The organism is Bacillus cereus group sp. MG4, from assembly GCF_040460055.1.
GTDB classification, from domain to species: domain Bacteria; phylum Bacillota; class Bacilli; order Bacillales; family Bacillaceae_G; genus Bacillus_A; species Bacillus_A wiedmannii.
In genome coordinates this window covers 5035242-5054265 of the sequence record NZ_JARVGZ010000001.1, presented here as the reverse complement: position 1 = coordinate 5054265, position 19024 = coordinate 5035242, and the positions used below count along the sequence as shown (strand labels likewise).

Genomic DNA, 19024 nt, shown 5'->3' with positions numbered 1-19024 from the left:
ACAAAATTAAGACAAAATCCTACTTACAATACAGTAATATTTACAAGAAAAAAAGAGCTTTTCTTATATATCGAAAAGCCCTTCTCTTTTTAATGTGACGATGCATCACTAACACCATGACCTGTATTAGATTTCACAAGAATCTCATCAAATTTCGCAGCATCTTCTTTCTTACTAGATAACACGGTTCCTAAATATGCTGCAAGGAATCCAAGCGGAATTGAAATAATTCCAGGTGTCGTATATGGGAATATCGCTTCCCCAACAAATATAGCTTTTCCAGCTACAGGGTTCCAAACATTTGGGCTTAAGGCTACGAGAACAATTGCTGATACAAGACCAACGACCATACCCGAAATGGCACCTGTTGTATTGAAGCGCTTCCAATATATTGTGAATAATATAACTGGTAGATTTGCACTCGCTGCAACTGCAAATGCTAATGAAACTAAAAATGCTACGTTCAACGTTTGAGCAAATAACGCTAGTATAATGGATAATACCGCTACCCCAATAGACGCATAGCGAGCCATTGACACTTGCTCTTTTTCCGTTGATTTCCCCTTGCGAATAATTTCATTATAAAAATCATGTGCAAATGCTGATGCTGCTGTTAATACAAGGCCTGCCACTACAGCTAAAATAGTTGCAAAGGCAATTGCTGAAACGAAAGCAAATAAGAAATCTCCACCTAGCGCTTTAGCTAACAAAGGTGCTGCCATATTACCAGCAGGGTTTGCTTTCATAATTGCCTCATTCCCTACAAATGCTGCTGCCCCAAATCCTAAGAAGATTGTCATAATATAAAATGCGCCAATTAACCACGTAGCGTACACAACAGATTGCCGTGCCGTTTTTGCATCACGTACTGTAAAAAAGCGAACAAGAATATGTGGTAATCCGGCAGTACCAAGAACTAGTCCTAAATTTAAAGACAGTGTATCAAGACCATCCTTATACTTTACTCCTGGATTTAAAAACGAATCTTTTAATGGAGTAGCTGTTTTCATTTGAGCGAACATTTCAGTTACACTAAAATTAAATTTGGAGAAAACGATAACAGAAATAATAAATGTACCAGCCATAAGTAATACAGCCTTAACAATTTGCACCCAGCTCGTCGCAGTCATTCCGCCAAAAATAACGTACACTGTCATTAATGTACCAACGATTAAAACGGATGTCGTATATTCGATCCCTAATAATAATTTAATAAGTGCACCAGCCCCAACTAATTGTGCAATCATATAAAAAATCGAAATCGTCATCGTATTAAGCGCTGCAACGCCGCGAACTTTTTTCGCATCAAAACGTGCTGCAATCATATCCGCCAATGTGTACTTCCCTAAATTTCTCAGCGGCTCTGCAACTAAGTATAATACAACTAAGTAAGCAACTAAGAAACCAATACTATAAAAGAATCCATCAAACCCAGTTAATGCGATCGCTCCGGCTATACCAAGAAATGACGCAGCAGACATGTAATCTCCCGCGATGGCCAGACCATTTTGCCAACCAGTTAATCCCCCTCCAGCTGTATAAAACTCACTCGCATTTTTCGTTTTCTTCGACGCAAAATAAGTTATGACGAGTGTACCAAGAACGATGATTAAAAATAATGCAAAAGCGGTTACATTCAAAGTTAGCCCCTCCCTTTTTGCATATCTTGTAGAATTTTTTGCGAGATTTTATCAAAGGATTCTGCTTTTTTGCTATAAATCATACATAATGACCACGTCATAATAAATTGCGCAAATGCAAACACCCATGCCCACGTAACGTCCCCAAATGCTGGTGTATTGAGCACCTTTGAATACGATGTTAAAATAGGTAATGCAATAAAAAAGCTTAAAAAGAAAATACTCATCGGAACGATAAACTTCTTTTTCGTATTTAATAGTAATTGAAATTCTTCTGACTGAACAATCTCTGTATAATTCACTTCATTTTGTAACTTACGTGCTGACGTATCATCTCTTTTCATTCCCATTCCCCTCTCTTACTGAAAATACACTTCCCCCTTGTATACCTAAAGACTAAATTTTATAAATATTCAGAAACTTATTTCTATTTTAGACAATCCATACATTCCTGCAAAGATTTTTCGATAGACATTTTTCGCCAATTTATCCTAAGTTTTTAATATACTTTTTCAACATAAAAATTACGTACTTCAATTCCTCACCAGTCAAGCTTTACAGGAAGTTATCTTCCATCTAACTTCCTCATATTTGCCGAATTTTGAGGCGGGAGTTTTACCGCCTGGCAAATTTCTAGATAAAAAAAAGTAGTGCTTATCGCACTACTTCTGTCTTTTTTTCTTTTTCTAAATTACGAGCTGTTTCGCTTAATTCAACGTCTTTCCCATCTTTAAGCGTTCCAAATATGAAATCGAATACTGGATTTGAAACACCAAACCAAAACTTTTCATTTTTATAATGGTGTAATATGTGCTGCTTTTTTAGCCATCTTCCAAACTTAGTGACGGGACGAATTGGCTTATGTGCAATATAATGTTTCCATTCATAAACGAGAAGCATAATAATCATTCCGATTCCGAATGAAAGTGTAACAGTAACACTTTTTGTTATACCATATGCTATAAGTAAATATATAGTAAAGCTCGGTATACTAAACCATACAGGTAAAAATAAAAGTTTTAAATCATCTGGATACACGTGATGATCATAATGTAATCGTCTTAACATTTTTAATAAAAATACGTTTTTAGGTGGCTTTAAGTGAAATAAAAAACGATGTGTCATATATTCGTTAAGTGTATAAAAAACAATCCCAAACAAACACGAGAACATACCGATCCATGTGAAAAATTGCATTTTTAAAATAATGATGAAAACCAATAGAATACTGTACATAATAACGATATCATGTTGCAAAAAGAACTCTTTCCCCACTCTCTTCATCTTCCTTCCCCCTTTTCCAAAAAAACAGCCGCAACATATCGTTACGACTATTTCTTTTATTTTTTATTTTATTCTATTCACTTTACAAATTTGCCTGTTGCTCTATTGTCGAGAAAAAATTGTTCGATCCAAATATATTTTGCTTTGGAATAATATGTTCCACCGCAAACACTGTTACTTCTCCTCTTTGTACCTCTCCAATAATGAGCCCAAATATTTCATGATTTACCGCAAACGTCGGTTGCTTTGTTTGTAGTAATCTTGCTGCAGTATGAAATACCGCTTCATATAGTGGATTCCTATCAGTAATTTCTTTTCGGATTTTTGGTGCTAACGTAATAATAATTTCTTTTCCGTCAATAGTGGTTCGATACATAAAAATCTCCCCTTCAATCTTATGTGAACAACTGTAAAGCTTTGTATGCAAAATGGATAGAATATCCTACTAAAATAATACCTGCTCCGGCTGTTATATAGCCAAGTGCTTTTTGCTTTAATAAAGTTCTGCCAAAATGGACAGAAAAAGCAATATTTAAATTCCATAAAATAATGCCAATGATAATACAAAGACTGTACAAAAAGGCTTCTTGTTTCGTTACCTTCGTAAGTAATGAACTAAGTGTACTTCCGTATATACCAAACCAAAAAACAAGATTTAATGGATTGGATATCGCAATTAAAAAACCTGCCATAAACGATTGTTTAAGACCGCCTACCTCTTCTTTTTTATATTCCATATTCGAGTGAGAAATTCCTTGTTTTACACTTTGAAATCCTAAATAAAATAATAGGAAAAACCCTGTGCAATACATAAAAGCTTGTACATATGTATACATAAACACAGAAGATAAACCGAAATAAATGAGAAGCATAAACAAAATATCTGCAGTCATTCCACCAATTCCAACAACCCATGCATGCCAAAAACCTCTTTCAATTCCTCGTTTTAACATTTCAATATTGATTGGACCTACTGGCGCAGCTAATGAAATACCTAATACAATTTGTTGTATAATCGCTCCAAACATCGCTCTATCCTTTCTACTTCCTTTACTATTAAGTAATGATGTAATGATTAAAAATAGACTAGCTTACATCAAAATATTTACTACTAAAATACCCTTTTTTATCCAAAATATGCAAAAGAGCCATCTGGATGATGGCTCTTACTTTTCTACCTTATGAAGAAAAGGACATTTTCCTTTTATCGGCTCTACATCGTCTCCTATGAAGTATTGTTTCCATTCACGATGATCTGGATCACCATAATGACTAATGTTAGGGTGTTTCGGCAGCTGATCCCACTTTTCAACTCGATCTCGGACCGTTTGTCTTGAATATGCTCCTTTAGGGCGATCCCCTTCTAATCCATCAAAGATGGTGCGTGGTTGAAATCCAATAACGAGAGAATTTCCTAAACGCCTAGTTTTTCGTTGTTTATAAGCTGGCGCATTTCCAAATGCGAATATTGGTTCACCACCAAATGAAAATTCCCATAAGTAATGGTCTGGGTCTTCAGGAATTTGCTTCGGCCATGTTTGGTCATCGTTTTCATGTAAATATTGTAATACTTTCCAAAAGTAATCACGATAATATTCCAGTGATTGTTCCTCACATTCCGGTTCCACAAAAAGAAAGAATCCTCTTCTTACAATTGGGCGCTCTTTCATTAACTCTAAAAAAGATAACATTGTATGTGGCAAATGGCTCCAATCATTATGAGAGAGAAATGAATAACGAAGTTCATTCTTTTTCAAAGCTGTTAAGCCGAAATAACATGGGAAAGTTGGTTCTAGCACGACACTCGAAAAATTTTGAAATTCTTTTGTAACCCAATTTGGTATGTCAGTTCTCGTTCTCATTCCTTCATTATCTAATAAATAAGACTCATTCATTCTTTCTTTCACCTCATTATGTATAGCATTCAATTAAGAATATTACATACTCGGCCTGTCCTATACCTATTTAAAAGTTCGGCTGGAAAATTATTTAAAAATACAAAAAAATAAAATCGCTTACTTGACTAATTTCTACCAATTCGTGTATATTTAAATTAATCATTTAGCAGAATATTCAAGATTATAGCATTTTTAGTTTATATTATCTTTCAAATGAATTTCACTAAATGAAAAAAGCAAATGTTTTTAGGAGGAATTGTAACATGCAAGGAAAAGTAAAATGGTTTAACAACGAAAAAGGTTTTGGATTTATTGAAATGGAAGGCGCTGACGATGTATTCGTACATTTCTCTGCTATTCAAGGTGACGGCTACAAAGCTTTAGAAGAAGGTCAAGAAGTATCTTTCGATATTACTGAAGGAAACCGTGGACCTCAAGCTGCTAACGTAGTAAAACTTTAATCCAACATATAACAGGAGGTTACCTTACTTGGTAACCTCCTTTGTTATTCCTTTGTATATTTCCGTTTTACAGAGCAAAAACTATGTGAAATGCGCAATATACAAAGGAGGAAGTAATAATGGGATCAGAAGTAAATGATTTTGAAGAAGTGAAATTCCGTGTAGAAACAGCACAAAAAATGGTAGGGTCAGCGACAATTTCAATGGATCCAGATACATTAGAGCATGCGACTACTGCTGTAGAAGCCGCTCGCTCTCAGCTTGAAATTATGAAATCTGTTGCGACAGATTTAGATGAGCCATTTTTAATGAATGAGGAAAAGAAATTAAGTAAATGCGAGCATCAACTACACGAAGCAAGACACTAAAAAACATCCAGAGAATTTTCTCTGGATGTTTTTTCATGACAACTGTTCTCCATACTTTTTCAATGTTTCTCCAACTGTACATTGCCTAATACAAAAAGAATGAGCATAATATTTACTATTTGTCTTTCGATTATGTTCTCGTAAAAAACACCCTTCACAATACGTTTCTAATAAGTCATTTACCTCTGTAATGAGTTGCTTTTTATCCAACGTTGCACCTCTCTATTCGGTTATTTCTTTATGACTATCAATGACGGTTCCTTCTAATGCTTGCGTTGCTAATTGATGTGCTTCTTTATTTTGTTTTCTAGATATTGGCTCACATACAAGTTTTAATTTCATTTGCTTTGCTTTTTGTTCAATTTGGTCTAAATAATGATTTAAATGTTCATCATAACAAGGCCATTCCCCGGCCAACTGCTGCAGTACAACTTGAGAATCTCCTCGAAGTGTAACTGCTTCATACTTAATCCCTAATTCCTCGAGTATATTCATTCCGTATAGTAATGATGCATATTCCGCTTCATTATTATCATATATTCCTTCTATATATGCATTACGGCGAATTCGGTATTTTGTATTTCCTTTTTTATAGTATACACATATACCTACTCCAGCTTCTTTCGTCTGTACATCATAACCGCCATCAAAATAAACGAGAATTTCTTGGGGCTCTTCCTCCACTTGTTTACTCAGCTTTTTCATTTCCTTTAATGACCATTCTGCATCCATTTCATCATAAAATGATAGTTCTTTCACTCTTCCTGTTTTCTCGAAATCCTCTGCAAATTGCAATACATCTTCTATGTTCATATAATCTGTCGTTAATTCCGTCTGCAATCCGCTCTTTGTTTTATACAACCAATGGATTTTATATTTCATACTAGATTCCCCTTATATATGACTTCTTATATGTAGCCAGCTAATGAAAGCCTCACTTTATTTTATTATATTGTATCAAGAGTCACAGCATTATATTCAATGTGATTACATACAAAAAGAGCTATCCCTATAGGAATAGCTCTTTCATCTATTGCATAAATCTTTCAAATTGTACTCGCTTATTAATCCAGTACATTACAGGCATACCGATCGCCATGACAACAAATTCACCGACTGCACATGTTAACCAAGACAACATAAATGGTAAACCCAATGCAAGATGAAGTTCAATTGCAATCATAAACATTGTAATTGTAAAAATAACTGTATTAAAAATCATACGAGCCCAAACACCTTTAATAAATCGCATAGAAATAATCGTTGCAACTAATGCAAGAATAGATTGCCCTACTCCAAATACTAAATCGTAAGCGATCATTGGTGAGAAAAAGAGATTCGTTAAAAATACACCTAATACAATTCCGTATATTGCTTTCTTATTAAATACAACAAGATGATTAAACATCTCTGAAATACGAAACTGTACATTCGTAAAGCCAAATGGCTGAATAAGCATAGAAACAGCAATATATAATGCCGCTAAAATACCATTACCGACTAAAGTTCTAATATTCATGACAAAATCTCCTTAGTTTTTTTACGTGGGATGGTTTCGAACCACGTTATTCGTTTTTTAAGCAACAAGGTTATATTCTACGCAATACACACTCTTTCGTCAATAGATTCCTATCATTAACTACCTTTTTTCTTTTGGACAACGTATAATAAAACATATGAAAGTTTTAGGAGGTTTCACTTCATGACCGCAACAATTCAAAATGAAAAAGTGATCGTTTCCATTTCTGACAAAGGTGCAGAATTACAAAGCGTTCGCTTAAAAGAAGATAATACTGAATACTTATGGCAAGGCGATTCTACTTATTGGGGGCGCCGCTCACCAATTCTATTCCCAATTGTCGGCCGATTAGTAGATAATACATACTACGTAGATGGTAAACCATATTCTTTAACACAACACGGCTTTGCTCGTGATCTTACATTCTCTGTAAAAGAACAAAGTGAAACGAAAATCACTTATGTTGTAACTAGTAATGAAGAAACATTAAAAAAATACCCATACGAATTCGAATTACTCGTTTCTTATGAGCTAGACGGACAAATCGTTCATGTAACATATGAAGTAAATAACCCTACTTCAAAAGAGATGTTCTTCTCAATCGGAGCACATCCTGGTTTCAACTTCCCCTTATTAGAGGGCGAATCATTTACAGATTATCATTTATCATTTAATGGTTCTGAACGCTTAGAAACAAGCGTATTAGAAGGACCTTACCTTTCAAGTAAAAAGCAATTAATCGCTGAAAATACGAATGAATTACCACTTACATACGATTTATTCAAAAATGATGCGCTTATTTTTGAAAATATGAATACGGATGAAATCTCTATTCGTTCTCATAAACATAATAAATTTGTAAAAGTAGAATTTGATGGCTTCCCATTTGTTGGCGTATGGACACCAGGCGAGAACGCACCTTTCTTATGTATTGAACCTTGGTACGGCATTGCTGATGAAGTAAATCCAGCAAAAGATTTCAAGGAAAAAAAAGGAATTCAATCTTTACAAGCGAATGAAACATTTACATGTCGTTATAGTATTACAATCGGCTAAGTTACTCTATCCCCTACTTCAAAGAAACATATAAGTAGGGGATTATCTTACAATTTGGAGGTTTCTCATTTTGATTGAAGTATATATTGATGGTGCATCAAAAGGAAATCCTGGTCCTTCTGGTGCTGGAGTGTTTATTAAAGGGGTGCAACCAGCTGTACAATTATCATTGCCCCTTGGGACAATGTCCAATCATGAAGCAGAATACCACGCTTTACTTGCGGCATTAAAATATTGCACGGAGCATAATTATAACATTGTCTCTTTTCGTACAGATTCGCAACTTGTCGAGCGAGCTGTCGAAAAAGAATACGCAAAAAACAAAATGTTTGCACCACTATTAGAGGAAGCATTACAGTACATAAAAAGTTTCGATCTCTTTTTTATTAAGTGGATTCCAAGTAGTCAAAATAAAGTTGCTGATGAATTAGCTAGAAAAGCTATCTTACAAAATTAACGGGGGTATGAGTGTGAAAAAAGATTGGGTTGCTCCTCTTGCGTTATTATTTGTCTCTTTTATTTGGGGAGCTACGTTTGTTGTCGTTCAAAATGCTATGTCTTTCGTTGGTCCATTTACTTTTAATGGTATTCGCTTTTTATTCGCTGGAATTATTTTATTATTCGTTCAAATGATTTTCTCAAAAAAAGCTTCAAAACAAGATATAAAACAGAGTAGCTTCGCTGGATTAATTGTTGGATTCTTTTTATGTATTGGCTATGTATTACAAACATTCGGATTACTTTATACAACTTCTTCAAAAACTGGTTTCTTAACAGGGCTTAGTATCGTTATGGTACCCATTTTGTCTTTTATCTTTTTAAAACAAAAAGCTACCATTTTTATCGTAATGGGCATTGCTGTGGCAACAGCAGGTTTATACTTATTAACGGCTGGTGATTCTTTTCAATTAAACATTGGAGATATACTCGTTCTTGGTTGTGCAGTTGCTTTCGCTGCCCATATTCTTGTTAACGGCTTCTTCTCTAAGAAAATATCACCTTTATTGTTAAGCACGTCGCAAGTGTTAGCTGTCGGTATGTTTTCTTCTATTTGCGCTTTTTTGTTTGAAGATTGGGAAAAATTATTTTCAGTGGCACTATGGACGAATTCTTCCTTTTTATTTGCTCTATTTCTAACTTCCCTATTTGCGACATCCATTGCTTTTTTTATTCAAACATCAGCACAAAAACATACGTCTCCAACGAGAGTAGCAATCATTTTCGCAATGGAGCCCGTTTTTGCTGCCTTAACAGGCGTTCTCGTTGCAAACGAACAACTTTCTGTCTCTGCTATTATCGGATGCCTATGTATTTTCCTAGGCATGGTTTTTGTTGAATTACCTTCCAAAACAAAAAAAGAAGCGCAGGCTGCATGAAGTTACGCTTGTAACTTCCGCATAAAAGCCTTAGCGCTTTTTTTATCTGTAATTTCTTCTTCTTTCAATCGTTCTAATAACGCAACAAAATAACTTCCATCAAACTGTAATTGATGTTTAATTGTCGCTTCTATTGCCGCGTTCACAATTCCATCAGATGCACCAGTATATCCTTGTCCGAACATAATAAATCCTTGTGCTTCCTCTGATAATTTAAATCCTTTCGTATGTAAGAATGAAAGATAATCTTCTACTGTTTGCATGTTATTCCCACCTACTCAAAAATTCTCCATCTCCTATCATACATGTTTTTACACGCTATGAGAATGAAATTTCTTTGACAACTTTGTAAATCTATCGTCTACTGCATAGACAATAGAGGATTTCCTTGCAATATGAATGAATATGTATAGTGGAACTTATTTCATATTAAAGGGGAGACACGATGAAACAAGCACTATTAATTATCGATGCGCAGCAAGAATTAATGGATGGAAATGAACAAGAAAAAGAAGTTTTTCGTAAAACCGAGTTACTATCTACACTAAATACAGCCGTACAGAAAGCGATAGATGCAAATGCCCTCATTGTTTTCGTAAGAGATATCGATGTTGCTTCTGGTAGCGGAGAAGGATTTGAAGTACATAATGAAATTCAAGTACCTCAGTCTGCAATCCTTATTAATAAAGCAGCAACAAACTCATTCTATGGCACTTCTCTACTTGAACTTTTAAAAGAAGAAAAAATTAATCATATCGTTATCGGTGGATGTAAAACAGAACATTGCATCGACACCGCAATTAGAACAGCTACTGTACAAGGATTTGATGTTACATTAATTAAAAACGGTCATTCCACAACTGATTCTAACGTATTATCTGCAGAGCAAATTATTGGTCATCATAATAAAACTCTACATGGACATTATAACGTTGATCATTTTTCAATGGTTAGAGATGTCGAGGAAGACCTTTTTCAACCAACTCACGACCAATATCGTGATTAATAAAAAAGAATCCTTCATTCAGAAGGATTCTTTTTTATCCAAAAATTTGCGCTGCAATACTATACAGATCATTACTCCTTTTTAATAATTCATCGCTATTTTTCATCATTATTGGTGGTGTATTAACCTTTTGAAAACCAATAATCTCTAATTCTTTCATGAAACCTCTCTTTCCTTCTGGTACATCAATTCTTAATTTACCATGATGCTGCCTTGCTAAATCATGTACAATCCTCATTGCCATCGCATCATTTTTCGCGACGACTGGTCCTATTATTTTATTTTCTGATGTTTGTATACTTAAACCGTAACCTAATACATTTTGTTTGTTGTCCTTTACAACGATGCACTGTTCACTTTGTATAATTCTTTTCGTTAAAAATGCTTTTCTATTTGTTCCAAACGCATTTTCATCTAATTTTATTATTTCTTCTAAATCACACTCTTCATACTTCATCATATAATCTTCATTTCCTACACAATAATTATTCACATTGTACGAGTTACATATGTATTTAGAAACATAGCTTACTGCCCTAAATCCTAGTTTTTCATATAACGGCTTTCCTTCATCCGTAGCAATAAGCATAATTGGAGTTTGAGCCGATACGCTCTTAATACATGCATTCGTTATCACCTTTCCAATCCCACTTCCCTTATAATTCGGATGTACAATGACCATTCCGATAGACGCTAATTTCTCCCCATATACTATTATTGCCGCGCTAGCGATTAGTTCCTTTCTCTCATTCCACACACCGTATACAATACCGGATTCAAAAATAGTCATAATTTCTTCCCTGTTATAATCCCATCCAATATAAGAAGATAATGCTGCAATATCCCCTGTTTTTTCTTTCCTAAGACGCTCCACCCTAATTTCCAATTCAATCATACTCCATCCCCTTATCTAGACATTTAAATCATTATTACTAAATCAACTTGTACATGTTTCCCTTTATTTATCACGCACATATCCTATTTTGACCAAGACTATATTGTAAATGAGGTGACAACATGCCCATTACGAATCGATTTTCTACCACCACTAACGGCGCACTCGCTATTACAGGAAACACTTTAGGCTTAAGTAAAATTAGCAATCAAAACCGTGCTGGTACAATCGGGGCAATTGGTGCATTCGCAACTACGAATACTGCTTTACAAGTAACTACTTTTCCTGCAGGTACAACGTTAAACTATACACAAAATAGTTCTACCGCTCTTTTAAATATCCCTGCTGGTAGTACTATTCTTTACGCAGAACTCGTTTGGGGTGGAAACTATTTATCTCGTGATCAAAACATTACGAGTGTATTAGGAAACCCAGTTTCTTTTACAACACCTGTTTCAACATACTCGATTACTCCTTCAGCTGTTACAGCTTCAAATCAAACATTCGTTTCTGGAACAGTCACATTTGGATTTTATACACGTTCAGCAGATGTAACGTCACTCATTCAAGCTGCTGGAAGCGGTTCTTATACGACCGGATCTGTTCCCGGACTTGTAGATCCTATAGATGCTTCTAACGGAACAATTAATTCAGCTGGATGGACGCTTATCGTCGCTTACCAAAATGGAACATTACCTGCAAGAAACTTAACGATTTATGTAGCAGGTAACCGTGTTTCTGCAGAAACTGGTAGTGCCGATGTATCTGTCTCAGGATTTTTAACACCTTCAGGGGGACCTGTAAGCGGTAGATTATTTTTAAGTTCTACTGAAGGAGATGCTGATTTAACTGGGGATCAAGCTTTATTTGGACCAAATTTCAGTTCATTAAACGCTTTATCTGGGCCAAATAATGCTATAAATAATTTCTTCGGTTCTCAAGTGAATAATGCTGCCGGAAATTTAGATACAACTGGAACATTTGGCACGCGAAACCAAAGTGCTTCTACAAGTACAAATATATCCGCAGGAAGACAAGGCTGGGACATTACTTCCATTGATATTTCTCCTTATTTAACAAACTCCCAAGTGTCTGCCGCAATCCGTTTAACAACTAACGGAGACGCATATATGTTAAATACAGTCGGCTTACAAATTAATATAAACTCACCAAATATACAAGCAACGAAAAGCGTAAATAAAAGTGTTGCGGCAATTGGAGACGTTCTCACTTATACAGTTACTATCCCTAACACCGGACTTCTTCCTGCCAATAACGTTATTTTTACAGACATTCTCCCTAACGGTACTTCCTTTATACCTGGCACTGTAACAGTAGATAATGTCCCGCAAACAAACGCAAATCCGGCCGCTGGTATATCTCTCGGAACCATTAATAATGGTGCTTCTCGTACAGTAACTTTCCAAGCTACTGTCGTTTCTCTTCCAAGTCAAAACCCTATCTCTAACACTGCTAATATTACATTTCAATATACACCAATTGCCGGAGGAACGACTTTTAATGGTCTTGCAACAAGCAACTCTGCTGGAACACAAATTAATCTTGCAGATATTAATGGTACAAAATCAGTTAACAAAACCTTTACCGATATTGGCGAAACGTTAACTTACAGTATTGCCTTAGCTAATATAGGAAACATCGCTGCAACGAATGTTATATATACGGATCCGATTCCTAGCGGGACTACTTTCATTCCGGGAAGTGTAACTGTTAACGGAGTTACTCAAGCTGGAGCGAATCCCGCTAATGGTATATCCATTGGAACCATTGCTGCTAATTCTACGACTACCGTTTCATTTCAAGTATTCGTTCCTTCTATCCCGCAAACAAATCCAATATTAAATAGTGGTACAACAACTTATCAATACATTCCTGTACCAAATCAACCGGCAGTAAGCGGGACTGATACGACGAATATTGTCTCCACTCAAGTGAATAATGCTACTGTCACAATGACGAAAGCAGTAGATAAAAATTTTGCAGATATTGGGGATATATTAACTTACACCGTTTCCTTTACAGGTACAGGTAATACGAATGCAAACAATGTTATTTTTACAGATGCCATTCCTACTGGCACAACTTTTGTTCTAAACAGTTTAACAATTGATGGCACGACACAAGTTGGAGCAAATCCCGCTAACGGCGTGAACATTGGATCGATCCCAACTGGTACAACTAAAAATGTTTCCTTTCAAGTAGTAGTAAATACAATACCCGCGCTAAATGTCGTATCTAATGGATCAAGCGCTTCTTATCAATATACCGTCAATCCTAGCCAATCACCCGTTACAAAAAACATTTCTTCTAATCTCGTTTCCACTCAAATTAACAATGCGAATGTAACATTAACAAAATCAACAAATAAACAATTTGCTACAATTGGTGAAACAATCAGTTATACAATTTTTATTACAAACAGTGGAAATACAGCTGCAACTAACGTACAACTAACAGATCCACTTCCAAATGGAACGATATTGACTCCTGGTACTGTAACACTAAACGGAGTTTTGCAAAATGTAGATTCTCTCGTTGCTTTACCTATCGGCACAATTCCTGGCGGAGCTACTTTTACCCTTTCTTTCCAAGTAACAGTCATCAATATTACCGCCCAAAATCCTATCATTAATAATGCTTTCGCCTCTTATCTATATACTGTAAATCCAAGTCTGCCACCAACTTCAAAAACAGCAAATTCTAATTCTGTTACATCAACAATTAGACTAGCAAACCTTCAAGCTACTAAGTCTGTAGATAAAACATTTGCGGAAGTTGGAGATGTATTAACTTATACCTTTGCTCTTACAAACGATGGAAATGTTGCGGCGAACAATGTAGTACTATCCGATTCAATTGCGAATGGTACTGCCTTTGTGCCAGACAGTGTTATAGTTAACAATGTTGCTCAGCCAGGTGTTACACCAGCTAGCATCAATATTGGTAGCATCAATGCTAATACTACAATTACTGCTTCATTCCAAGTATTAATAACTAGCATTCCAAATCCAAACCCTATTTCAAATAGTGCTTCTATTTCCTATAACTTTATCGTTGATCCAAACACTTCCCCTGTAAGTAAGAACACTACTTCAACTACTACATTTACTCAAGTAAACGATGCAAATGTCATTTCAACCAAAACAGTGGATCGAGCGTTCGCTACTGTTGGAGATGTATTAACTTATACTATTCTTTTAATGAATGCCGGAAGTGTTACTGCTGATAATCCAATTTTTGTAGATACAAATCCAGATGGCACTACCTTTATTCCAAACACTTTCCTTATTAACGGTGTACTCCAAAATAACGCAGATCCAAATATAGGTGTTCCACTACCTTCCATTGCTGCTAACGGCTCACTTACCGTCTCTTATCAAGTAACTGTCACCTCTTTACCAGCACAAAATCCAACAATAAATTCATCTAGTACACAGTATAGTTTTATTCTAAATCCGGGTGATCCACCAACTATAGAAACATCTTTAAGTAACACCGTAAGTACACAAATTAATTTAGCAAACGTAATTATTTTCAAAGATGTAGATTTAACTATCGCTGATGTTGGGCAACCAATCACATATACAATTGCTTTAGCTAACCCTGGAAATACTCCAGCAAATAATGTAGTCGTTACTGATATACTCCCTCCTGGCACAGCTCTCGTACCAAATAGTACTTTTATAGGCGGCGCTTTACAACTAGGTGCGGATCCAAGTGTTGGTCTTCAAGTTGGTACGATTCCAGCAGGCGGAATTACAACAATTGTTTTCCAAATTAGTGCAAATAGTTTACCTTCACCAAATCCAGTTCAAAATAGTGCTGCACTTCAATATAGCTTTATCGCAGATCCAAATTTACCTGCTGTTGTTAGAAATGCTACTAGCAATATAGTAACGACACAAATTAATACCGCTAATATTGTTGCTACGAAACTAACAAGCACAAATTTCGCTGATGTTGGCGATATCATAACGTATGCTACAATTTTAACGAATAACGGCAATATCCCTGCCTCTAATGTAACGTTTACAGATATCATTCCAGCTGGTACCATCTTCCTGCCTAATACTGTAACGATTAACGGTGTCCCTATAGCCAATGCAAACCCTGCTAACGGCATTCTTATTGGTACGATAGGAGCGAATTCATCACGTACTGTTTCATTCCAAGTTTTTGTACCAACTATTCCTAGTGCAAATCCGCTTACGAATCAATCGAGCACTACATTCCAATACACGTACGATCCATCCAAACCAATTGTAATGCAGATGGTGGCCTCTAACACTGTACAGACAACGATTAATAATGCAACGATTACCGCTGCAAAATCTGCTGATAAACAGTTTGCTAACGTAAATGATATTATTACGTACACGACTACTTTAACGAATAATGGGAACACCCTTGCATCAAATATAGTATTTACAGATGCCATTCCAAACGGGACGTCTTTTATTCCAAATAGTGTAACAGTAAATGGCACTACACTTCCTAATGCAAATCCAGCAACTGGTGTAACAATTGATCCAATAAATCCAAATACCAATACCACAATCTCATTTCAAGTAATCGTAAATTCCATTCCTAGTCCAAATCCAGTCCCGAACCAAAGCAATACAACGTACCAATATGTCGTAAATCCTAACTTACCTCCAGCGTCCTCTAATGCGCTAAGTAACGTAATAACAACTCAAATTAATAACGCTACAATCATCGCTACGAAATCAGTGAACACAACGACCGCTGCAATTGGAGATATCGTAACCTATACGATTGCAGTAACAAATACAGGTAATATCCCTGCTAGTGCTACAGTTTTAACAGATGGACTTGGACCAGGCGCATCTTTCATCCCGAATTCCGTTACAATAAACAATGTTTCCCAACCTGGATTAGACCCGTCATTAGGTATTCATTTAGACGATATTTCACCAGGAGGCACTACTGTCATTACATTCCAAGTGAAAATCCTCGCTATTCCACCTAGTGGAACTTTAACGAATAACGCCCTAGTAAACTACGAATATGCAGTGAATCCAACTGAAACACCAGCTGTTGGTAGTACCGTTACAAACACGACAGTTACACCGATTATTGATGCTACTCTAGTAATAAATAAAAATGCGAGTACAACTTTCGCTACAATTGGAGATACAATTACATTCACCTCAGTTGTTACAAACACAGGAAATACTACTGCTAACAACATTATATTTACAGATACAATTCCAAATGGTACTACCTTTGTCCCAAATAGTTTTAAAATAAACGGTGTAACCGTTCCGAATGCAAATCCACAAAATGGTATCAATATTGGTAACTTGAATGCAAATGCATCGATTACACTCAGTTTTCAAGTAAACATTGCAACACTTCCAAACCCTAATCCAATCCCTAACAAATCATCACTTCAATATAGCTTTATTGTAGATATAATTGAACCGCCTGTTTCACGAACAGTTCAATCCAATAAAACTTTTACACAAGTAAATACTGCTTCCGTTATCGCAACAAAAACTGCAAGCAGTGCATTTGCTGCTGTTGGAGATACAATTACGTATACAACTACCCTCACTAATAGCGGAAATACTACCGCAAACACACCTGTTTTTATCGATATATTACCACCTGAACTTTCATTCGTTCCTGATAGTGTACAAATTAATACCATCCCACAACTTGGATTTAGGCCCGATAGCGGGATTTCTTTAGACTCAATTCCAGTTGGAGGAACGACAACTATTAGCTTTCAAGCTATCGTTGGCTCAATACCAGCTACAAATCCAACATTGAACCAATCTAGCACAACATACTCTATCATTGTTGATCCTACCCAGCCTCCGGTGACAGAAACAGCTACAAGTAATCCAACTTTAGTTCAAATTGTAACTACTCAGCTTCCTCACGGAGGCTTTTTTCATTTACTAGTCTGATATGTACTTTTTGTGTGAATACTAGATATATCATACAAGGAGGTGGTATTTATGTTGAAAAAACAAGAAATTCTAGCTGTCTATCAAAAGGGACCTCAAGCTATTTGCGATTTTGTTCATCAATTAGAAAGTCAAATACAGAATTTAAAAGAGCGTATAGAAGAATTAGAAAATCGTTCAAAAAAAAACTCTACAAATAGTCATAAACCACCCTCTACAGATGGTTTTCGTAAGCCTATTACAAAAAGTTTGCGAAAATCATCCCAGCGTCAAACCGGTGGCCAGTTGGGCCACAAAGGACATACTCTTGGTTTGACAGCGACTCCAGACCATACAATTACATATTCTCCTACCTATTGTACTTGTTGCTATACTTCTTTAGACCATGAGCCTGTAAAAGGATACCGCATTCGCCAAGTGTATGATTTACCACCTATCCAGATAGAAGTGACGGAACATAAAGTGGAACAAAAAGAATGCCCACATTGCCATTCTATTCAAGAATCCCAGTTTCCTTCTACTGTCTCTCGTCCTGTTCAATATGGTCCAAATATAAAAAGACTAATCCCCTATTTAACGCATTATCAGTGTCTTTCTTTAAAAAGAACAAAAGAATTCTTTCAAGATTGTTTTGGACATTCTATCAGTGAAGGAACGTTAGTCAATCATACAAACAGTTTTTCGGCTCAATTGCAGCCTTTTCTCCAAGAAGTAAAAGACCAGATCCTTCAGTCTTCTGTTGTCCATTTTGATGAAACCGGTATGCGTGTAGAAAATAAAACACAATGGTTACATACTGCCAGTACACCGGAGGTGACATTGCAACATATTCATCAAAAACGCGGAAAAGAAGCAATGGATGCTGGAGAAATCTTGCCGTCTTTTTCTGGAATCGCGATGCATGATGGTTGGAAATCATATGATGCGTATACAGATTGTCGTCACGTATTATGTAATGCCCACCTCTTACGAGATTTACAAGGAATTATAGATAGTACCGGAGAAAAATGGGCACAACAGATGCAGGAGTTTTTAACGCAAGCCTTAACGCTAAAAAAACAATACAAAGGACTCCTGCCAAAAGCAGAGCAAGAGAATCTGTCGACTGCCTATCAAGCTATATTAAAAGAAAAACAAGTATTTTCTTCAGAACCAAAAAAGAAAGGAAAACAGACGCCTGCTCAAAATTTATGGAATCGCTTCGTCAAATATGCTGACAGAATTCTAGCATTTTTAGAACATCCAGACATTCCATTTGATAACAATCAAGCAGAACGGGATATTCGAATGACGAAAGTCAAACAGAAAGTGTCTGGAACGTTTCGAAGTAAGAAAGGCGCAGAATCTTTTTGTCAGATACGAAGCTTTATAAGCACCATGAAAAAACAAAAACAATCTGTCTTACAAGCGATAGGTCAGGTTATAGAAACCGGAACGGTTCCTTGGAATTGCACGATTTCATAAGAGAAATTCTCGATTCGATCTAGATTCTTTCTCTTATGGGCATATTTTTTTTCATGTTTTCGAATTGGAAACATGTATTTAGCATGCTTTTTTGTCTGAG

Annotated in this window: 18 protein-coding genes, 1 pseudogene and 1 riboswitch; of the genes and pseudogenes, 8 read left to right on the top strand and 11 right to left on the bottom strand. The window is 35.9% G+C overall.

From position 1 onward, the window contains the following. Positions 1-89: 89 nt before the first annotated feature. The 6 genes from QCI41_RS26680 to QCI41_RS26655 all read right to left on the bottom strand — a co-directional run bounded on the left by QCI41_RS26680 (position 90) and on the right by QCI41_RS26655 (position 4819). Positions 90-1640: a solute symporter family protein gene (locus QCI41_RS26680; protein ID WP_001103252.1), complete on the bottom strand. Its 1551-nt coding sequence runs from the start codon at positions 1638-1640 to the stop codon at positions 90-92. Between the two features lie 2 nt (positions 1641-1642). Beyond that, entirely contained in the window at positions 1643-1984 is a 342-nt protein-coding gene (locus QCI41_RS26675) for a DUF485 domain-containing protein (protein ID WP_000817357.1), read from the bottom strand. A gap of 310 nt (positions 1985-2294) precedes the next feature. Next, the gene (locus QCI41_RS26670; RefSeq protein WP_353836265.1) at positions 2295-2924 is read right to left on the bottom strand and encodes a sterol desaturase family protein; all 630 of its coding nucleotides are present in this window, start codon (positions 2922-2924) and stop codon (positions 2295-2297) included. Positions 2925-3006: 82 nt separating this feature from the next. Then, complete coding sequence (locus tag QCI41_RS26665) at positions 3007-3300, bottom strand: hypothetical protein (RefSeq protein ID WP_064476567.1); 294 nt, start codon at positions 3298-3300, stop codon at positions 3007-3009. A 19-nt stretch (positions 3301-3319) separates the two neighbouring features. After that, positions 3320-3952 (bottom strand): LysE family transporter, encoded by a 633-nt coding sequence (locus QCI41_RS26660; protein WP_046958953.1) that lies wholly within the window; start codon positions 3950-3952, stop codon positions 3320-3322. A gap of 138 nt (positions 3953-4090) precedes the next feature. After that, a complete protein-coding gene (locus tag QCI41_RS26655) occupies positions 4091-4819 on the bottom strand; it encodes a YqcI/YcgG family protein (protein ID WP_353836266.1) in 729 nt (242 codons plus the stop codon). A gap of 266 nt (positions 4820-5085) precedes the next feature. Here QCI41_RS26655 and cspB point away from each other — a divergent pair, with 266 nt between their 5' ends. Together cspB and QCI41_RS26645 are read left to right on the top strand one after the other, a co-directional pair. After that, positions 5086-5283 (top strand): cold shock-like protein CspB, encoded by a 198-nt coding sequence (cspB, locus tag QCI41_RS26650; protein WP_001161731.1) that lies wholly within the window; start codon positions 5086-5088, stop codon positions 5281-5283. Positions 5284-5402: 119 nt separating this feature from the next. Continuing rightward, entirely contained in the window at positions 5403-5651 is a 249-nt protein-coding gene (locus tag QCI41_RS26645; protein ID WP_046958951.1) for a DUF2564 family protein, read from the top strand. A 33-nt stretch (positions 5652-5684) separates the two neighbouring features. On the opposite strand, the gene QCI41_RS26640 is transcribed toward QCI41_RS26645, so the two are convergent. The 3 genes from QCI41_RS26640 to QCI41_RS26630 form a co-directional block, all read right to left on the bottom strand. Next, on the bottom strand, positions 5685-5861 hold the full coding sequence (locus QCI41_RS26640; RefSeq protein ID WP_000358801.1) for a zinc-finger domain-containing protein: 177 nt from the start codon (positions 5859-5861) through the stop codon (positions 5685-5687). 12 nt (positions 5862-5873) lie between these two features. Continuing rightward, positions 5874-6533: a ribonuclease H family protein gene (locus tag QCI41_RS26635; RefSeq protein WP_048561297.1), complete on the bottom strand. Its 660-nt coding sequence runs from the start codon at positions 6531-6533 to the stop codon at positions 5874-5876. A gap of 148 nt (positions 6534-6681) precedes the next feature. Next, positions 6682-7170 carry a QueT transporter family protein gene (locus QCI41_RS26630; RefSeq protein WP_001026476.1) on the bottom strand — a complete coding sequence of 163 codons (489 nt, stop codon included), beginning with the start codon at positions 7168-7170 and terminating at the stop codon, positions 6682-6684. Positions 7171-7176: 6 nt separating this feature from the next. Then, positions 7177-7221, bottom strand: a riboswitch (PreQ1 riboswitch). 132 nt (positions 7222-7353) lie between these two features. Between QCI41_RS26630 and QCI41_RS26625 the strand changes: the two genes are divergently transcribed. From QCI41_RS26625 to QCI41_RS26615, 3 genes are all read left to right on the top strand, one after another. Continuing rightward, on the top strand, positions 7354-8226 hold the full coding sequence (locus tag QCI41_RS26625; protein WP_353836267.1) for an aldose 1-epimerase family protein: 873 nt from the start codon (positions 7354-7356) through the stop codon (positions 8224-8226). A 70-nt stretch (positions 8227-8296) separates the two neighbouring features. Beyond that, complete coding sequence (locus tag QCI41_RS26620; protein WP_000573873.1) at positions 8297-8683, top strand: reverse transcriptase-like protein; 387 nt, start codon at positions 8297-8299, stop codon at positions 8681-8683. A 13-nt stretch (positions 8684-8696) separates the two neighbouring features. Next, positions 8697-9602, top strand: a complete 906-nt coding sequence (locus tag QCI41_RS26615; protein ID WP_353836268.1) for a DMT family transporter — start codon at positions 8697-8699, stop codon at positions 9600-9602. 2 nt (positions 9603-9604) lie between these two features. Here QCI41_RS26615 and QCI41_RS26610 read toward each other — a convergent pair whose 3' ends face one another. Next, the gene (locus QCI41_RS26610) at positions 9605-9865 is read right to left on the bottom strand and encodes a DUF6123 family protein (protein WP_001195212.1); all 261 of its coding nucleotides are present in this window, start codon (positions 9863-9865) and stop codon (positions 9605-9607) included. A gap of 182 nt (positions 9866-10047) precedes the next feature. On the opposite strand from QCI41_RS26610, the gene QCI41_RS26605 reads away from it, so the two are divergent. Beyond that, positions 10048-10608, top strand: a complete 561-nt coding sequence (locus QCI41_RS26605) for a cysteine hydrolase family protein (RefSeq protein ID WP_353836269.1) — start codon at positions 10048-10050, stop codon at positions 10606-10608. Positions 10609-10642: 34 nt separating this feature from the next. Here the strand turns inward: QCI41_RS26605 and QCI41_RS26600 are convergent, their stop codons facing one another. Further along, positions 10643-11503 carry a GNAT family N-acetyltransferase gene (locus QCI41_RS26600; RefSeq protein WP_353836270.1) on the bottom strand — a complete coding sequence of 287 codons (861 nt, stop codon included), beginning with the start codon at positions 11501-11503 and terminating at the stop codon, positions 10643-10645. Between the two features lie 122 nt (positions 11504-11625). Here QCI41_RS26600 and QCI41_RS26595 point away from each other — a divergent pair. After that, positions 11626-17412: pseudogene (locus QCI41_RS26595) on the top strand (DUF7507 domain-containing protein); the annotation flags it as partial. Between the two features lie 99 nt (positions 17413-17511). Further along, positions 17512-18924, top strand: coding sequence for an IS66 family transposase (gene tnpC / locus QCI41_RS26590; RefSeq protein ID WP_353836078.1), 1413 nt, complete (start codon positions 17512-17514; stop codon positions 18922-18924). Positions 18925-19024 lie beyond the last annotated feature (100 nt).